1 protein-coding gene is annotated in these 356 nt (G+C 72.1%); it reads right to left on the reverse strand.

Features of this window, described 5'->3' with window-relative positions; genetic code table 11:
- Window positions 1–233 (reverse strand): hypothetical protein (locus AC1DSF_RS31525; RefSeq protein ID WP_478184236.1); only part of this gene is annotated, 233 nt, incomplete at its 3' end.
- Window positions 234–356 lie beyond the last annotated feature (123 nt).

The following is a 356-nucleotide window of genomic DNA, read 5'->3' on the forward strand; positions in this document are numbered from 1 at the left end:
ATGTTGAATGCCCCGCTCGACGGGTTGACCGCGATGACCGTGTGCAGGGTCGCGGACACCTCGTAGACGCCCGCCTCCGGCAGGTCGACAGACAGCGTGCTGTCCACCCATCCGCCGCTCGGCGTGGCGACGAGGTCCACGAAGTTCTGCAGGAGCTTCTCGTCATACKGGGGTGTGAGCCGCGCGCCGACCTGCCACTCCTGCGGGCAGTCGCCGGTAGCCGGGGCGACCACGTCCACGTCTACGGAGCGGCCGGCACCGACCGCCGTCCCGGGGGCGACCCCCTCGACGGTCGTGGAGGGCACGAGGAGGCCGCCCGGCCCCTCGGTGAGGGCGTTGCAGGGGCTGGGGTCCAC

Source organism: Variovorax sp. 01N429 (assembly GCF_056399425.1).